This window comes from Lentzea waywayandensis (assembly GCF_900115955.1).
Lineage (GTDB): Bacteria > Actinomycetota > Actinomycetes > Mycobacteriales > Pseudonocardiaceae > Lentzea > Lentzea waywayandensis.
The window spans coordinates 154,156-171,714 of the sequence record NZ_FOYL01000017.1 but is presented as its reverse complement, the minus strand read 5'-3'; the positions used below and the strand labels follow the sequence as shown (position 1 = coordinate 171,714).

Genomic DNA, 17,559 nt, shown 5'->3' with positions numbered 1-17,559 from the left:
GACTTCAGGATCCCGTTGGCACGGCGCAGTTCCCGATTCTCCCGCTCCAGCTGCGCGATCCGCTCCGCATCGCTGGTCGTGGTACCAGGCCGGTCACCGGCGTCGATCTCCGCGCGCTTGACCCAGGTCCGCAGCGCCTCAGGGTGGATCCCGAGCTGCTCGGCGATCCGCTTGATCGCCCCGACCGCGGACGCCGGATCCCGACGGGCCTCCACGACCATCCGGGTCGCCCGCTCACGCAGCTCGTCTGGGTACTTCTTCGGTGGGGCCATTGCTCCTCATCATCCAGGCTTGATGGTCTCCATCAAACCCGGCACGGAACACCTCATCAGATCGGCGTCGATCATGCACGGTTCGCTGACGCCGATTCCCTTTTCGGGCAACGGATCTGGCGACATCTAGCCACGCTTGCGCGAGCATGGACAGGGCGATGTGGGCATACCAGGCCGGCCACGCACCTGCTGGTGATCCAGACCGACAACAAGATCAGTCATCACGCCTGACATGCGTCCGCTACCGATCACATAAGTGTTGTTGCGGCACTAGCCCTGGCGGGTGGCGCCTACCCGGTGGGCTTGCACAGCGGACCTTCGACGACCTGGCCGTCGCCGAGCGTCACCCGCACCACGTTGCTCGCCACGGGCGTCGCGCTGATGTGGCCGGGCCTGCCGCACATCTCGCCGCGGTCGATCTTCACCGCGAACGTGCCGTCGTGCAGCAACGCGGGCGTCACGTTGCCGTCCTGCCACACCACCGACACCGCGACTACGTCCTCGGTGGTGATCCCGAACTGGATGCTCGTGCCATCGAGAAAATTCCAGGCGTCGAGGTAGTCGAACGGGCGCGCGGCGGTGAGCGTGGCATAGCTGTGCCTTCCGCGACCTTCCATCGCGGCGACGTCGGCGCCGGTGATGCCGCCGGTCGAGCTGCCGGCGACCAGGCACAGCGCCGCAGCCCTGTCGTTGCGGATCATCAGGAACTCCGGCCAGGCGGCGCCGTTTCCAGAGCCGGTGTCCGCGTCGATCTTGACGCCGGGCGTCCAACTCCCCGGATCAGGCACCTCGACCCCGGAAGCCACGGTGGCGGTGACGCAGTCGTGCGCGAGCTGCACGTCGGCCGGGTCGGAGGCGGGGATCGTCCGGCGAGGCGCGTCGTCCTGGCCCAACACCAGCACGCCGCCGACGACGAGCAACCCTACGGCGGCTGCTGCCGACAGCGGCAGGACGGCCGAGCGGCGACGCCTGCCGGTGAGGGTGGCCGCCACCTGTGGCCTGAGCCGGTTCCACAGGTGTTCCTGGAGTTCGACGGGCATCGGACGGTCCGCGGGCAGATCGATGTCGGTGTCCATCATCGCTCCTCGGTGGTCATGGCGGTCAGGGTCGTGGCGCGGAGCCGGCAGCGGGCGCGGGATATCCGCGAGCGGACACTCGCTTCGGTGACGCCGAGCACAGCCGCGGCCTCCGCGGTGGACAGGTTGCCCACCAGGCAGAGTTCGACGGCCTCGCGTTCGGCCCTGGGCAGCCCGGCGACGGCGTCGAGCACCTCGCGGAGCCGGTGGTCCGCATCGATCTTGCCCGCCACGTCATCGGCGTGGTCTCGTACGATCCCGCTCTGCGGGAGGCGGGCCAGTGCCGCCGCGAACCGCCCTCGCCCGCGGCGTTCCCTGCGGGCCAGGTTGCCGATCACGGCGAACAGCCAGGGCCGCGCGCTGCGGTTGACCAGCGTCAGCCCGCCAATCCGACGGCACGCGGTGAGGAACGCCGCCGAGGTCAGGTCCTCCGCCGCCGACCACGAGCCGGTCAACCGGTAGGCGTGGTTCCACACTGCGCCGGAGTGCCTGCGGAACAGTTCCCCAAAGGCGTCGACGTCGCCGCCTGCTGCTCGTTCCCACAGCGCCTGATCGTCCTCCTCGCCGACGTTTTCGGGCTCTGCCCGCATGTGCCGCTCCCGCTCTCGCTCCGCAGTGGTCCTCACACCTGGAAGTCCCCGCAGGCTCCTACAGCGTTGCGTCGGAGTTCCGAGACCCAGAACGGCCGCCGGGTACGAGGCGCGCCCGGTCGCGGCCGTTCAGCTCGTTTCGCACACGACCAGCAGGCCCTCGGAGTGAGTTGGCAGTTGCTGGCGAAGGACATTGCTACAACGACGGCAGCGGCTGGTCCGCGATGAAGGACCCTGGCGGTCTCATGGCCAACCACTGGACCACGTGCACGTGTCTTTCCAGGCGAACGCGGCAGTCAAGGTCATCTGACAAACCCTTCGCCTGGCAGATCGGATGTGCCGTTGCACCGGTCGCGCTGCAACGAAGTGCAACTGCTGCCGGCGCTGAATCATCACACCGGACTGGCGTAATGGGTGTACTAACGCCGCGACGCTGCCGAGCGATGGGCAGGTTGTGAGTGCGTCGGCAGAGCATGCGGAGCTCGTACAGCGGTTCAGCGGTGACATGCAGCGGGGAGTGAACGAGCTCGCTCGACTTGGCTACCCGGCGACAATTTTCCGACGCATGTTGACCGACCACGGCGCGGTGGAAGCCGCACGTTGGCTTGTGCTGGACCCCAAGCCGACCTATGGCTTGTGGAGACTGCAAGAACTCAATCGACTTGACGCCAGTGTGGAGATGTGGGTTCTCCTGCCGTGGTACGAACCGCTGTTCGATCAGTCGATTAGGGACCAGGCGGAACGCAAACTTCGCCTTCTTGACGTTGATGTTGATCGTGAGCTTCGGCAGCTCGTTGTTCGCCTTACGCCGACTGCGTGAGCGGAGCGGCTTCTGGAAGCATCTGGGGCCGCACCGGCTGATCGTCCAATATGGACAGCTCATCGATGCAGTTCGATGGTGCTCGTCAGCACCTGGGGTGACCTCTTCCGAGAGGACCCGGAGTCCAAGGCCCTGCAGCGCCGTGAGGCTTGACCGGACGTCGGGGTAGAGGTCCTGTTCCTCAATCCGTTCACCTAGCCCGGCGTCCTCGCGCAACAGCCGCTCGTGCGCGACATTGAAGCCTGGGCGAAAGTACTGGAGGGTCTCCGCGTTGTCTCTTCCAGAGACGGTCACCGCGCCCCAGAACGGTCGAGAACGTGTGCCGCGGTACGCCGATCCAGTCGGCTTACAAGGTCTCGACGAGTTTCTTGAGCGGTGCGGCGAGGTCGGGGTGGTCGCCCTTGTCGACTCGGTGCAGCAGGCGGGATGCGACGTAGAGCTGAGCGAGTTGGCCGGGGTCGGTGTCGAGCACGTGGGCGAAGGTGTCGCGCACTCGTTCGGCGGTTTCCGGCACGAGAAGGCTGTAGCAGAGCAGCGTGGCTGCGTCTGTCCCTGCTGGACTGCGGCCCCACGACTCCCAGTCCAGCAGCTTGAAGTCCGGTCCCATCAGGTTGGCCCAATGCAGGTCGCCGTGCACGGTTTCCCATTGGCGGACCACGGGGTTCACGGAGTTTCCGAAGTGCTGCTGGATCCTTCCTGTGATCAAAGCCTGATCGGCGTTGACCCGGTCGGTCGGCGTCGCCGCGATTACCTTGATCGCGCTGCGGAGTTCCGCCCACCATTCATCGGGAAGGTCGATCGCGTGGCGCACGGAGTCGGTGGGTGAGCAGGGTGAACCTGGCGCCAAGGTCATCAGCTCGGCACGTTGCTGCCGCCACTCTTCCCACTCGTAGACATCGAGAACCTGCGGCTTGGACAGTGTGTTGAACACGTTGGCGTCGAGGTTGCCGGTCCAGAAGTCGCCGCCGATCCACTGCTTGTCCTCGGACACCACCCGAAGCCAGAGCTGCCGGCCGGATGCTCGGACAGGTGCGCTGATCGACCGGTCCAGCCAACCGAGCCGGACTTGCCCGGCAACGGTGAGACCGAAGTAGTCGGCGGCGTGGCTGAGATTTTCGTGCATCCACTGCCGAAACTGCGCGTCGGCTTCGCTCAGGTCGACGCTCAACGTTCGGCCGTCGCTGTCGAGCACGGGTGGGTGGTCAAGCTGTTCAGACACGGGATCCCCTCGCCTGGTGCTCACCGAGCACACTGTGCGAGTTCCTTGGTACCGCTTGGAAACACTCCAAGCGAGGAGCTGAACGGGGCATGCCCCAATCGGGGAGGTTGGTGAGCGAGTTGCAGGCCTGCCACCTCGTTCACCAACTGACGAGCTACTTCATCGTCACGCAGCAGCCTGCGCCCTAATCCTGTGTTCATAGTTATTTCAGTGTCGACCAAATCCAGTACCAATCGCGCGTCACCGCTGATCTGCTGTCCAACAGACTTCCAAGATCGCCGTTGAGGGATGCGGGAACTGCGGAAGCCGCGCTCGCCGAGCTCCAGCACCCACCAGCTGGGCTCCAGCCCGCGCGAGGACGTCGGTGGGCTGCCGGCCGAGGTCGTCGATGGTCTCGTCGGCCGAGCCCGTACGGCGGACGAGCACGTGGTGGCGGAGCCCGTCCTCGACGGCGTTGCCGAATGGACGGGGCTTCTATGCTCGGGAGTCATGAGCAAGCTGGGGGTAGTTGTCGTGTTGCTCGTGCTCCTTCTGAGCGCGGGCGCGTGCGCGGAGTCCGGGCCGACCAAGCAGGACGTCGTCGCCAAGATCAAGGCTGATCCGAACACCAAGGACACGCCGGACATTGCCGTCGAGTGCATCGCCGACTGGTACATGACCAGGCCCGAGGAGGAACGCACCGCGTTCGTGCAGGGCCAGTCGACGGACCGGGAGCCGGACCAGGCGGTGCTCGACTGCGTGAAGAACGCTGCCCCGTAAGGGCGCGAGAGCGAGACGAGAGGGAGAAGAGAGCGACCAGATAGACCACGGCGCAAGGGTGAGACGAGGCCTCGGGGGAAGGTCTGCCTGTCGCGCTGGAGGTAGTCGTGGGGGCAAGACGCCTTGTCACGTTCTCGGTAGTCGCGTTGCTCGTCATCTCACTGGCCGTGGTGGTCAACTGGATGTCGAGCGAGGAATGTCCGGGGAGCAGACCCGACGGGCCGTCTGCTCGTGCCGCTGCAGCGGCATGTGACGGGCCCGTCGACGTCGCACTGCTGACCACCTCCACGAGGTTGGTCGCTGCCAACGCCGACGGCACGATGACCGTCACACAGCACGCCGTGCCGCAGCGGGTGCGCACCGACAACGGCTGGATGCCGGTCGACACCACCATCGACCCGGCCACCCTGAAGCCCAAGGCGTCGGCGCTCGACCTGCGCGTGGCCGACGAGCCCGACGAGCCACTGGTCACGATCGAGGACGACGGCACGGTCCTCGGCTGGGGACCGTCTCCGCAGGAGGCGCCGCAGGTCGGCGGTGACACCGCGACCTACCCGGACGTCAAGGTCCAGGCGCTGCCGGACGGGTTCCGGATCACCGTTACCGGGCAGGGCAAGCAGGACGTCCGGTTCCCGATCAGCACCCGCGGCCTCGCGCTGCTGGAACACGACGGCGTGATCCGCGCGGTGGATGCGAAGCAGCGCACCGTGTTCGTGGCCGAGCGCGCCACCACCAAAGCCGGTCCGGTGCTCACCAGGATCGAGAACGGTTCGGTCGTCTTCTCAGTGCCGGACGGCGCATGGGAGCTCACCCAACTCGTCCGCACCGGCGCGGACACGTGGGACAACTCGCTGCTGTCCGGCCAGAACATCGAGAACGCGCGCCTTGGCGACGAGAACGTCTCCACCGCTGTGAAGACCGCGGTGGCCCAGCAGCGCACGGGTCTTCCGCTCGCCATGCGCGACCAGGTTCTCGTCACCACCTTCACGCCGAACACGACCGTGCGGCCGAGCGTGACGTCCACGGACTACCCGGCGGACGACAAGACGCACGGCGCACCGAAGCAGCCGGGCAAGTTCAACTTCAGTTCGCCGGGCGCCTCGGAGTTCCGCTACCGCTGGCAGGGTCAGCACGCGTTCACGCGCCTGCCCGCGCCCACCGGCACCGCCGAGGTCGCCATCGCGCCGCCCGCGAAGGGCACGCAGGTGCTGGAGGTCGCGAGCGTCGACGGCACCGGCGAGCAGTCCGAGTTCTCGCTGCACGCCACCCGCGTCGCCTCGCTCGGCAAGCCGGTCGTGCAGCACGAGAACGGTGTCTTCACAGCAGAAGGCGCCACCGCGGTCAAGTACCGCTGGAACGGTGAGTGGATCTTCCAGAAGCTCGACGGCAGGACGAAGCTGAGCCTGGTCCCCGCCAACGCGACCGCGGTCGAGGTCGTCGCGATCGGTGCCGACCCGTCCGTCGAGTCCGAGCCGGCCACGATCGGCGCGGCCGCAGTGGGCACACCGCTCGTCACCTCGGCCGACTACCCGTCCGACAACGCCGAGCACGGCGCACCTGGCCGCGAAGGCACGTTCACCTTCAAGGCCACCGGAACCGACCCGATCACCGGCTTCCGTTACCAGCTCGACGGCGGCGCGACGAACGACGTCGCCGGCAAGGCCAAGGCCCAAGCGAAGATCACGCCGCCGACCGCAGGCGAGCACGTGCTGACGGTCAAGGCTTTGGGCGCCAACGGTGAGGAGTCAGCGGCCGCGCAGCACCGGTTCAAGGTAGCGCCCGCCGCACCCGCACCGCCGCGCGCGCCGGAGGTCACCTCCACCGACTACCCGGCCGACGGTCAGCCGCACGGCGCACCCGGCCAGGCGGGCACGTTCACGCTGAAGAGCCTGGACGCCAACGGTTTCCGGTACCGCCTCGACGACGGCCCGGTCAGCACGGTCGCGGCAGCGGGGGAGACGCAGGTCCAGCTCACCCCGTCGACGAGCGGCACGCACACCCTGACCGCGTGGGCGCTCAACGGACAGACGTCCGCCCAGACCACCTACATCTTCGTGGTCGGCGGTCTCCCGGTGCCCGCACCGGACGCGCCGGTGGTCTCGTCCACCGACTTCCCGGCGGATGGTCAGCCGCACGGCACCATCGGCCAGGCCGGCAACGTGACCGCTCGTCCACAAGGGACGGTCGAAGCCGACAGCATTGTCTATCAGCTCGACTCCGACGCGGCGCCCAAGGAACAGACGATCGCGAACGGCGCGGCCCAGTTCGCGGTCACGCCGGTCCGGTCGGGCAGGCGCACGCTGACCGTCTGGTCGAAGGTGTCCGGTACCGGCGCGCTGTCGGCCCCGGTCAAGCACGAGTTCGTCGTCGGCGCGCCCGCCGGTCCGAGGGACTACTTCTACGACGCCGCAGGGCAACTCGCCGGTGTCGCGAACAACTCCGGTGAGTCCGCGGCCTACCGCTACGACGACGCGGGCAACCTCACGAGCATCGACCGGTTCGGCACGGGCGACGCGGCGCTGTTCGCGATCGTTCCGCAGCGGGCACCGATCGGCAGCAGCGTCGAGATCAGCGGTGCCGGGTTCACGACCCAGGGCACGACGGTCACGTTCGACGGGATCAACGCGCCGGTGACCGCGGCGACCACGAGCCGACTCACCGTCACCGTGCCGCCGGGCGTGGGCGCGGGCGTGGTTCGGGTCACCGCCAACGGCAAGACCGTCTCGAGCCAGCGTCCGTTCCAGGTGACGCGCAACGTCACCGCACCGGCGATCACTGCTCTCTCCACTGACAAGGGTGACGCCGGCCAGGCGATCACGATCACCGGCACCGGGTTCGACCCGGACGTCGTGCGCAACGTCGTGCGCTTCCACCAGACCGTGGCACGGGTGCGCGAGGCGTCCCCGACCAGGCTCGTGGTCGAAGTGCCCGTCGCCGCGTCCTCGGGCAAGGTCACCGTTCGCACGCCGGGCGGCGAGGCGACGAGCGTGGGCGATTTCCTCGTCGCACCCAAGGGTTTCGTCAGCGCCAACCTCGTCCACGGCGACAGGCTCACGATCGGCACACCGCTGAACCTCGACATCCCGGCCGGCAAGGCCGCTGTGGTGCTGGTGGACGGCAAGATCGGCGACGCGCTGAACCTCAAGCTGGAGAACAACACCATCCCGGTCCGCTCGGCGATGTGGATGTTCACCCCGTACGGCGGCGACTACGCGCGCCGCGCGCTGGGTGACCCGCTCGACCTGTGGGCAGGCAGCAAACTGCACCAGGACCTGCCGAAGTTCAAGCACAACGGCACGTACACGATCGTCGTCGCACCGGACGACGGCGCGGCGGGCAAGGTGAGCGTGACGATGTCGCGCGAGCTCACCGGCGACAAGCTGACCAGGGACGGCTCCGGTGTGCCGTTCACGATCAAGCAGAACGTACCGGCGCCGGAGATGCCGTTCACCGCGACCGCCGGTGAGTGGATGAGCTTCGGCATCACCGACATCAGCGAGCCGGGCAACGTCTTCAGCGTCACCGTCGTGCACCCGGACGGCAGCCGGAGCACCTGGGAGGCCCAGCTCGGCAAGTACACGCCGACGATGGTGTTCCAGGCCAAGACGACAGGTAACTACAAGGTCATCCCGAACTTCGGCACCGGCCAGCTCGGCTCCGGCAAGGTGTGGCTGTCGAGCGTGATCGACGCGGGCTCGCTCGCGGTCAACGGCAACCCGACCTCCTACCAGGTGGTCCGGCCGGGTCAGTCGGTGCGGATGCAGTTCACCGGCACCGCGAATCAGCCGCTGGTGCTGGGCCACACCGACAACACCATGCGCGAGAACGGCCGTCCCGGCTACCCGGTCAGCATCATGAGCGAGCCGGACGGCCAGCAGGTCGAGCTGAAGGAAGGCACCGCGGAGACCCGCAACCTGCGGATCAAGAAGAACGGCGTGCACAACCTGTTCATCAGCGGGTGGGAGGCCGTCGGTACCGCCAAGGCGTGGCTCTCGACCCTGGCCGAGGGCGGCAAGCTGCCGGTGAACGCCGCCACCAGGGTGGTGCTCGACCGCCCCGGCCGCGAGATGTGGCTCGACTACGACGGTGTGCAGGGCAAGTCGCTCACGATGGTGGTGCGCAAGAGCGTTCCCGGCAAGGTCACCATCAGGCTGTACCGGCCCAACGGCACCACTTCGGTCGGCAGTGTCATCGACGGCAAGCTCGAGGTCGCGTCGCTGCCGGAGACCGGCAAGTACCGGATCTTCGTCGATCCCGACTTCGCGGTCACCGGTGACTTCACGTTCAACATGTCCGAGCCGCAGGACGTCGGCGTGATCGCACCCGATGCGCCGCCCGCGAACGTGACGATCGCGGTGCCGGGTCAGAAGATCGTCGGCCGGATCGCGGGCCAGCAGGGCCAGCGGCTGTCGTTCGGCGCGAAGTCCGACGTGATCCCGTTCGTCAAGTGGAGGGTGCTCAAGCCGGACGGCCTGGCGTTGGACACCACTGCTTACCAGTCCACGTTCCTCGGACACGACATCACCCAGTTCCCGACGACGGGCAACTACCAGTTCTCGATCGAACCGGTCAACTCCGACGCCGAGCCGACCGGCGGTCCGCTCACGCTGATGCTGTCGTCGGAGGCGGACGGCGGCAAGGTCGAGTACAGCGGTGCAGCCAAGACGGTGACCTTCAGCAGGCCTTCGCAGAACGGCAAGCTCACCTTCGACGGCACCATGAACGACCTGCCCAAGCTGGCGCTCAAGCGGAACTTCCCCGACAACATGGGGGCGTACTACACGCTGTACGCGCCGAACGGCACCGTCGAGACCACGCGCCGTTTCCTCAGCTCGGACTCCTACGAGTTCTTCGCCAGGCTAAAAGCGACCGGCACCTACACCCTGGTCTTCGACCCGGCGAACAGCGTCACCGGCTCGATGGACGTGTCGATCACCAAGCGGGCCACCGCGCAGGCGCCGGCCACCGAGATCAAGCAGCCGGCGTTCGACCAACCGAGGTGCCGCCCTGCTGATCCCGCGGCACCCAAGGGCCTGCCGGGCCGCGCGCCGGAAGGCATGCCACAGCCCGAGGACCGGCAGGCGGAGCCGGTCACCGAACCGTCCTGCGACGGCCTGCCGTGGCGTCCGGACGCGGCGAACCTCAACGGCGTCGACTGGACCACCCGCTACGACCCGAAGCCGGTGCGGGAACGCCCGCTCCAGTTCGCCTTCGGCTTCACCGGCGTGGTCGGCACCGTCCAGTCAACGGACGGCAAGCCGCTGTCCGGCGTCACGGTCAGCGCTCGGGACAAGAAGACCACGACTGACGATCAGGGCCGGTTCACCCTGGCCGGGCTCCAGGAAGGCCACGTCTCGCTGCGCGTGGACGGCCGCACCACCGGCCGTTCGTTCGGCACCTTCGACATCGGCGTGGACATCGCGGCCGGCAAGGTGCTCGTCCTGCCCTACACGGTCTTCCTGCCCGAGATCGACAAGTCGACGGTCGTGCAGGTGCCGAGCCCGACGGTCGAAGAGACGGTCCTGACCACGAAGGCGATTCCCGGCCTCGAGGTCCGCATCCCCGCGGGCACGGTCATCCGCGACGCCGACGGCAACGTGGTGACCGAGCTCAGCCTCACGCCGATCCCGATCGACCGCGCGCCGTTCCCGTTGCCTCCGTCGAAGGTGCCGGTGTACTTCACCGTGCAACCCGGTGGCGGCTACCTGTTCCCGCAGGGCGCCACGATCGTCTACCCCAACTACACCAAGGAAGCACCGGGCACGCGGACCCAGTTCTACAACTACGACCCGGACGGCAAGGGCTGGCACGTCTACGGCCACGGCACCGTGTCCGCGGACGGCAGCCAGATCGTGCCGGACGCCGACGTGAAGTTCTACCGCCTGACCGGCGCGATGACCGTGGTGCGGGGCCAGAACCCGCCTGCCAACGCGCCGACCACGGGCGGCCAGCGGGCCGGTGACCCCGTCGACGTCGCGACCGGCCTGCTGGTCGACGAGCAGACCGACCTGGTCGTCGACGACATCGCCCCGCTGGAGATCAAGCGCACCTACCAGCAGGGTGACCAGTTCATCCGCGCGTTCGGCGTCGGCATGGCCTTCGACCACAGCGCGTTCCCGTGGGCACCGACAGTCAACGGCTTCCCGACGTTCAAGGAGTTCGATCTCGTCCAGGGTGACGGCGCCAAGATCCACTTCACCAGGACGACCCCCGGCGGGGACTACGCGGGCGCCGTGTTCAAGGCCGACCCGACGCCGTCGAAGTTCGAGGGCGCGGTCGCGGTGTGGAACGACGCGGGCTGGGACGTGACGTTGCGCGACGGCAGCATCATCGTGATCGGCGAAGAGGCGCCGCTGCACGAGATCCGCGACAAGTACGGCAACACGACGACCATCACCCGAGCACCGGCACCGCCAGGCACCGACGGCAAGGTCCGCACCGACGGCCCGATCACGCAGATCACCACGCCGAGCGGCCGCTGGGTGAAGTTCACCTACGACGAGGCGAACCCACCACGAGTGAAGTCCATTGAGGACAACATCGGCCGCAGGGTCAGCTACACCTACTACCCAACGGGCCACCTCGACACGGTGACCGGGGTCGAAGGCGGCACCACCAAGTACACCTGGGACGCCAAGGGCCTGCTCAAGACGATCACCGACGCACGGCAGAACGTGCACCTGACGAACGAGTACGACGACAAGAACCGCGTGAAGCTGCAGACGGCGGCCGACAACGGGGTCACGAAGTTCGAGTACACCGACGTCAACGGCAAGATCACCGAGACGAAGATGACGGATCCGCGTGGTGCGGTGCAGCGGTTCGTTTTCAACGACAAGGGCATGGTCACCAGTGACACCAAGGCGTTCGGCACCGAGTTCGCCCAGGAGACCATCACCGAGTACGAGGCTGACGGCGTTCGGCGCAAGGCGGTGATAGACCCGCTGAAGCGGCGCACCACCTTCGCCTACGACGCCAGGAACTACATCAAGGAGATCACCGAGCTTGCCGGCACCGCCGATGCTCGCACCGAGAAGTGGGAGCGCAATGGGCCCAACGGTGAGCTGACCAAGTACACCGACGAGTTCCTTAAGGACACGGTCTACGAGCTCGACGCGCGCGGCACGGTCAAGTCCGTCACCGACCGTGCCAACCGCAAGACCCTGTTCGAGAGCAACGAGAAAGGGCTGGTCACCAAGGTCACCGATCCCGCGGCCAAGTTCAGCACCACCGACTACGCGGGCTTCGACCGCATCCGCAGCACCGATCCGCTCGGCAGGGTGAGCATGGCCGGGTTCGACGCCATCGGTCGCAAGGTGGTCGAGACCAACCCGCTCGGTGTCGTCGCCGAGACCGCGTACACGTTGACTGGTCTCACGGCGTCGGAGACCGACGGACTCGGCCGGACCACGTCCTACGAGTACGACCGCAACGGCAACAAGACGAAGGTGGTCGACCCGCGGCGCGGTGAGACCATCATGCATTACAACGCGATCAACAAGCTCCGCTCGGTGACGGACGCGAACGGTGTCTCGTGGGGCGCGGACGCGGTCTACGACAAGAACGGCAACCTGGAGAAGTACACCAGCCGCCGCGGCATCGTCACCGAGCACAAGTACGACCCGCTCAACAGGCTGTACGAGTCGGTCTTCGGCGCCGAGAGCAAGTTCACGCACACCTTCGACGCCGGTGACCGGACGAAGTCCACGGTGGACTCAGCTGCGGGCACGTCGACGTTCGACTACGACCTGCTCGACCGGATCAAGGAGGAGACCACCCCGCACGGCACGGTGTCGTTCAGCTACAACGCCACTGTCCGGGACCAGGTGATGACCATCGCCGGTCGTGGTGCCACGCGGACCCTCTACGACGCCAAGGGGGACCTGCAGGACATCCAGCAGGCAGGAACCGCGGTCAGCTCCGTCAGCAGAGACGCGGTCGGCCGCACCAAGCGGATCGGTGCTCCCGGTACCGGGATCGGGCAGACCTACACCTACGACGATGCCGGAAACGTCAAGACGATCACTTACCCGGCGGGTCTCGGTGAGCTGAACTACGACTACGACGCTGCCGGTCAGCCGATCCGCGTCTCGGGGGCGGCGTCGAGGACGATGCTGCCGGAGCCGTTCGGGCCGGCCCACTACGACCGGGCGAACCGGCTGATCACCATCGGTGCGACGGCGGTCGAGTACGACCAGGACGGCAACCTGGTCTTCGACGGCACGACCCGCTACTCCTGGAACGCCCGCGGCCAGCTGGCGTCGATCTCGGGTCCGGCGGGCAGTGCGCGGTTCGACTACCTCGCGGACGGTCGTCGGGTGGGTCGCACGGTCGCAGGGATCACCACCAACTACCTGTACGACGGGGTGAACCCCACGCAGGAGAAGGTGAACGGTCAGGTCGCCGCGAACCTCACGGCGTCCGGTGTGGACGGATTCCACCTGCGCAACTCGCGCCGGTTCCTCACCGACGCCACAGGTGACGCTGTTGCGCTGGTCGACACGGCGGGTGCGGGCGCGGCCTACAGCTACGAGCCCTTTGGGCGCACGTACACGACCGGAAACGATGACGGCAACGCGTTCCAGTTCACGCGTCGCGAGGACGATGGCACCGGGCTGTACTTCTTCCGGTCCCGCTACTACAGCCCGGTCCTGCAGCGGTTCCTCAGCGAGGACGCGATCGGTTTCGCCGGTGGCATCAACCTGCACGCGTACGTCGGCAACCGGCCGACCGTGTTCTCCGACCCCAGTGGCGAGGCGGCGACCAGGACACCGCACGTCAAGCGGGACGGCGAAGGATCGACGGCGGCGGAGATCGCGGCGAGCTCGGGCGGCCCGACCGGTGGCATCCGCAAGGGGCAGAACAAGGTCCGGCAGGACCTGCTCGACGCGCAGGACCCGCCCTACACCTGCTGGCGTTGCGGCCAGCAGTCCAGCAATCCGGCCAACATGCACCTCGGGCACAAGAACGTGCCCACGTCGAAGAAGGGCAACCTGGAACCGGAGAACGTCTGTCTGGAAGGTGCGGCGTGCAACCTGAGCGCGGGCAACCGAGGCAAGGTGAAGAAGGGCTCGTCGTGCGCGGAGCGCGGCTCGTGCGGTGCACCGTACGGACGAACTGACTAGGTGCATGCCATGATTGGGAACATGTCCAGCGCACGCACGGTCATCCTGATCGTGGCAGGTCACAAGAGGAACGGCGAACCCTCGTTCGAGGAGCTGCTCGTCGACGATCTGACCGGAGGCCGCTACCACGTGGTGGCGGCCCCCGGCCTCGCCGGCGGCATCGCCGCGGGTGATGTGATCGCCTACGACGAGGGGAAGCGGACCTTCGAGGTGGTCGAGAGAGGTGGCAACCTCTGCGTCCAGCTCTACGGGCCGCACCAGGTGACCAAGGAGCTCGTGGCCGAGGTGAACCGGCTCGGTGGCACGTTCGACGGCGCCACCGAGCTGAATTCGGTCTATTCGATCCCGGTGACTGCCACGTTCCCCGTGGTGGAGAAGCTGTTCAGGGACTTCGTGACGGCGTGGCCGGGCACAGACTGGTACTTCGGCAACGTGTACGACCCAGCCGACGACGAAACCCCGCTGAACTGGTGGGTGAAGCAGTGAAGCCCGGTCAGTACGCCGCGAGGATCGCGGCATGCTGTTCGCGCAGTTCGGGTCCGGGATCGAGGCCGAGCTCCTCGGACAGCAGCCTGCTCACGCTGCGGTAGGTCGCGAGTGCCTCGGCGCGCCTGCCCGAACCGCCCAGCGCGATCATCAGCTGACGCCAGAACTGTTCGCGCAGCGGGTGTTCCCCGGTCAGCGCGCGGAGTTCGGCCACAAGCATCGAGTGCCTGCCCAGCAGGAGATCCGCTTCGACGCGGCGTTCGACCGCGCTCAGTCGCAGTTCTTCCAGTCGAGGAACCTCCTGGCGTTGCAGGAGTTCCGACGCGACGCCTTCCAGAGCAGGGCCACGCCACAATGCGAGTGCTTCAGTGAGCGTTGCGGAGATCTCGGCCGGGCCGGTCAGGCTGTCCGCCGCGGTGATCAGCTGCTCGAAGCGCCACAGGTCCAGCTGCTCGGGCCGCAATTCGATGGAGTAACCACCGGGAGTGGTGCGCAGGGCGGGACTGGCCGCGCCGAGCGTCTGGCGCAGCCGCAGCACGTAGTTCTGCAGCGCGGCGACACCGCGCTGCGGTGGCCGGTCGCCCCAGAGGCGTTCGATCAGCATCGGCGTCGTCACGGTGCGGTTCGGTCTGAGCAGCAGGGAAGCGAGCAGCGCCCGCAGTTTCGCGGCGCCGATCGTGACGGGTTTGCCGCTCGCGCGCACCTCGACCTGGCCCAGTACCCCGAACTCCAACACTTCTTCCCCCAACAGATGTGTCAGGACCCCTCGACCATGGCGCGCCCGAGGTAGTCCTCTTTGGTGCCGTCAACGCCCGGCAGCGCGAAGAAGTAGCCGCCGCCGAACGGCAGCACGTACTTCTCCAGCTCCTCGCCGGCGAGCCTGCGCTGAGTGGCGGCGAAACCCAGCTCCGGATCGCGTTGGTAGCAGATGAAAAGCTGACCCGGCTCCGCGGTGAACGGGTAGCCGCGGCGAAGGATCTTGTGCGCCTCGTTCTCCGGTCGGGCCCGCCGCACGTGCGAGCCGATCATCCCGGCCAGCTCGGCGCCGTTGTCCTTACGCCTGCCGAAGACGCGCTCCTGGTCCTCTGTGGACTTGTGGTCCCACGTCGGCATCGCCAGCCGGATCAGCCGGACCACCAGGTAGGTGCCGCCGACGCACCACGCGGGCTCGTCGTCCTCCGGCGTCACCCACACCTGCGGCGTCGCAGGGTTGCCCTGGCCTTCCTCGAACCCGAACGCGTTGCGCTCTTCGGGCAACTGCCTGCCGTCGACGCGCCAGCGTTCCGTGAGGCCGGGCAGGGGAGCGAGCATCGCGTCGAGCTCCCCCTGCGTGTCACCCAGCGCCTGGAGCAGCAGATCTCCGTGGCAGCGCGCCGGTTCCAGCACGTCACCGGAGAAGCGCGGCATCACGGTGAGCCGCCGTGGCCTGTGCAGGCCGAACCGGTCGTCGAACAGTGAGGCGCCGACCGCGACGGTGGCGCCGCGCGAGCTCACGGCACGCAGGACGGCCGCGAGCTCAGCGGGATCGCGTGCGGTGACGTCGAACGCGGCCACCGCGCCGACGGGCGTGCTGTGCGCCAGCACGCCCGGCTGGTGGTGCGCGGCGGGTCTGGTGGTGCCGCAGCCCACCAGACCCGCCGCCGCTACTGCCGTGATGAACGCCCGCCGGGTCAGAGGGTGAGCGTCCATCCGACCAGTGCCCCCTCGTCGAGACTGAAGTTGTCGCGCACCAGCAGCTTCCACGTGCCGTTGGCGTCCACTGCGGACAGACCGGGCAGCGGGAAGGTCTGGTCGAGGTTGGTCACGCCGTCGTTGGCGTCCGCCTCGCGCAACGAGATCTCGGTGCCGTCCGGGCGCACCAGCTTCACCGACAGGTCACCGCGGAACGGGTGCTCGGCCTGCACGCGCACCGACGCACTGCCGGCGACCTTGCGCCCGCACGCGGTCACGTCGAGGCCACTGGTGACGCTGCCCTGGTCGGGAATCGCCTGCCGCGTGGTGCCGGCGACCGAGCAGATCGGCTGCGGCACCGGCCCGGTGTAGAGGAACTTGTTGGGCGACTTCTGAGTCGTGGGTGGGTTCATCGGCGGTTCGAGCGTGGAGGGGCTCAGCACATCGTTCACGGCCCGGCTCACGATCTCGGTGTGCACCTGGGCGGGCGTCAGGTTCGGCGACTGCGACAACAGCAGCGCCGCGGTACCCGCGACGTGCGGCGACGCCATCGACGTTCCCCGGAGCGTGACGGTGGCCCGGTCCGTGGCGTTGTGCGCGGACTTGACCGACTCACCGGGGGCGAACAGGTCGAGGCACGGCCCCCAGTTCGAACCAGACTCGATCGGCGGTGTGTTGGTGGGGTCGTTGTCGTCGTCCCAGAGACGGGCGCGCTCGTTGACCGGGTTGGCCGCGCCGACGGTGATGGCAGTGGGCACGGCCGCGGGGCTCGCGTTGCAGGCGTTCTGCTCCTTGTTGCCCGCCGCGACGACATACGTGACGCCCGAGGTGATCGACCGCTTGACCGCGTCCTCCTGGGTCGTGTTCTTGCCGCCGCCGAGGCTCATGTTCACCACGGCGGGCTTGACCGCGTTCGCGGTGACCCAGTCGATGCCCGCGATGATCTGGCTGCTGGTGCCGGAGTTCTCACAGCTCAGCACCCGAACCGACGCGATCTTGGCCTTGTTCGCGACGCCGTAGGTCTTGCCCGCGACGGTGCCCGCGACGTGTGTGCCGTGGCCGGACGTGCTGCAGTCCTGGCCGTTCCAGCCGTCGTTGATCGCGTCGAAGGCGACGGTCGCTCTGCCCTCGAACTCGACGTGCGAGGTGCGGACACCGGTGTCCATGACGTACACCGTGACACCCTGACCGGCCTGGTCCGGGTACTCGTAGCGGCCGTCCAGCACGGTGCCGCGCTGGTCGATCCGGTCGAGGCTCCACAGCGGGTCCGTCCGCACCGTCGAGCCGCGGACGATCGTGTCCGCCTCCACCCGTTCGACCCTCGGGTCGGCCGCGAGGCGCCGGGCTTGTTGCTCGGTCGCGGTCATCGCGAAGCCCTGCAGCGCGGAGGAGTAGACGCGGTCGACCTGGGCGCCGAACCTGGCCGCGAGCTGGGAGGTGCTTTCCAGCCTGTGCGGCTTCAACGTGACGATGTACTTGCCGGGTATCACCTCGGCGCCCTCGGGTCTGAGCACCTGCCCTTCCGCGGCCTGAGCGATGGC

At 67.7% G+C, this 17,559-nt stretch carries 11 protein-coding genes; 4 read left to right on the top strand and 7 right to left on the bottom strand.

Annotated features, from left to right (window positions below; translation table 11 throughout):
- The 3 genes from BM417_RS41630 to BM417_RS41620 all read right to left on the bottom strand — a co-directional run.
- The coding region (locus tag BM417_RS41630; protein ID WP_143139045.1) for a transposase at nucleotides 1-272 on the bottom strand (272 nt) is incomplete at its 3' end.
- Between the two features lie 290 nt (nucleotides 273-562).
- Nucleotides 563-1,348, bottom strand: coding sequence for a hypothetical protein (locus BM417_RS41625; protein WP_093605630.1), 786 nt, complete (start codon nucleotides 1,346-1,348; stop codon nucleotides 563-565).
- Nucleotides 1,348-1,938 carry an RNA polymerase sigma factor gene (locus tag BM417_RS41620; RefSeq protein ID WP_093605629.1) on the bottom strand — a complete coding sequence of 197 codons (591 nt, stop codon included), beginning with the start codon at nucleotides 1,936-1,938 and terminating at the stop codon, nucleotides 1,348-1,350. Before BM417_RS41620 ends, BM417_RS41625 begins: the two co-directional genes overlap by 1 nt.
- A 517-nt stretch (nucleotides 1,939-2,455) precedes the next feature.
- Between BM417_RS41620 and BM417_RS47305 the strand changes: the two genes are divergently transcribed.
- A complete protein-coding gene (locus BM417_RS47305; RefSeq protein WP_143139044.1) occupies nucleotides 2,456-2,758 on the top strand; it encodes a hypothetical protein in 303 nt (100 codons plus the stop codon).
- Nucleotides 2,759-3,104: 346 nt separating this feature from the next.
- Here the strand turns inward: BM417_RS47305 and BM417_RS41610 are convergent, their stop codons facing one another.
- The gene (locus BM417_RS41610) at nucleotides 3,105-4,001 is read right to left on the bottom strand and encodes an aminoglycoside phosphotransferase (protein ID WP_245822689.1); all 897 of its coding nucleotides are present in this window, start codon (nucleotides 3,999-4,001) and stop codon (nucleotides 3,105-3,107) included.
- Nucleotides 4,002-4,265: 264 nt separating this feature from the next.
- On the opposite strand from BM417_RS41610, the gene BM417_RS41605 reads away from it, so the two are divergent.
- The 3 genes from BM417_RS41605 to BM417_RS41595 all read left to right on the top strand — a co-directional run bounded on the left by BM417_RS41605 (nucleotide 4,266) and on the right by BM417_RS41595 (nucleotide 14,347).
- A complete protein-coding gene (locus BM417_RS41605; RefSeq protein ID WP_093605628.1) occupies nucleotides 4,266-4,736 on the top strand; it encodes a hypothetical protein in 471 nt (156 codons plus the stop codon).
- A gap of 107 nt (nucleotides 4,737-4,843) precedes the next feature.
- Nucleotides 4,844-13,861 (top strand): RHS repeat-associated core domain-containing protein, encoded by a 9,018-nt coding sequence (locus tag BM417_RS41600; RefSeq protein WP_143139043.1) that lies wholly within the window; start codon nucleotides 4,844-4,846, stop codon nucleotides 13,859-13,861.
- A gap of 21 nt (nucleotides 13,862-13,882) precedes the next feature.
- Nucleotides 13,883-14,347: a DUF4265 domain-containing protein gene (locus BM417_RS41595; RefSeq protein WP_177320910.1), complete on the top strand. Its 465-nt coding sequence runs from the start codon at nucleotides 13,883-13,885 to the stop codon at nucleotides 14,345-14,347.
- A gap of 7 nt (nucleotides 14,348-14,354) precedes the next feature.
- Here the strand turns inward: BM417_RS41595 and BM417_RS41590 are convergent, their stop codons facing one another.
- Genes BM417_RS41590 through BM417_RS41580 form a run of 3 tightly spaced genes read right to left on the bottom strand, consistent with a single transcriptional unit; the run spans nucleotide 14,355 to nucleotide 17,532 of the window.
- Nucleotides 14,355-15,080 carry an AfsR/SARP family transcriptional regulator gene (locus BM417_RS41590; protein WP_143139042.1) on the bottom strand — a complete coding sequence of 242 codons (726 nt, stop codon included), beginning with the start codon at nucleotides 15,078-15,080 and terminating at the stop codon, nucleotides 14,355-14,357.
- 23 nt (nucleotides 15,081-15,103) lie between these two features.
- Nucleotides 15,104-16,036: a Dyp-type peroxidase gene (locus BM417_RS41585; protein WP_093605624.1), complete on the bottom strand. Its 933-nt coding sequence runs from the start codon at nucleotides 16,034-16,036 to the stop codon at nucleotides 15,104-15,106.
- Entirely contained in the window at nucleotides 16,018-17,532 is a 1,515-nt protein-coding gene (locus tag BM417_RS41580) for a S8 family peptidase (RefSeq protein ID WP_177320908.1), read from the bottom strand. The genes BM417_RS41585 and BM417_RS41580 overlap by 19 nt, the downstream gene beginning before the upstream one ends.
- Between the last annotated feature and the right edge of the window lie 27 nt (nucleotides 17,533-17,559).